1 protein-coding gene is annotated in these 275 nt (G+C 68.0%); it reads left to right on the top strand.

Translation table 11 applies throughout. The annotated features are described in order from the left end of the window. The coding region (locus SB816_RS31495; RefSeq protein ID WP_410548181.1) for a LysR substrate-binding domain-containing protein at positions 1 to 275 on the top strand (275 nt) is incomplete at both ends.

The following is a 275-nucleotide window of genomic DNA, read 5'->3' as shown; positions in this document are numbered from 1 at the left end:
CCGACGACGGCGCCGCGTTGCTCGGCGACGTCAGCAGTGCGTTCGAGCGCCTCGGGACTGCGGCGGTGCGGCTGCGCCAGCACGCATCGACGCAGCGGATATCAGGCGTCGTGCGGGTGAACGTGCCGATGAGCTTCGCGTTTTGCTGGCTGCTGCCGCGGCTCGCCGATTTCCATGCGCGTTACCCCGACATCGACGTGCGGGTGTCGACGACATCGCGCAAGCTGCGCTATGTCGCCGACGCGTTCGATATCGGTGTCCGGTCCGGTGCAGAG

Origin of the sequence: Achromobacter sp. SIMBA_011, from assembly GCF_046535435.1 — a bacterium.
Taxonomy (GTDB): Bacteria; Pseudomonadota; Gammaproteobacteria; order Burkholderiales; family Burkholderiaceae_B; genus Achromobacter; species Achromobacter dolens.
The sequence above is the reverse complement of the archived record's forward strand: the minus strand, read 5'-3'. Positions and strand labels throughout refer to the sequence as shown.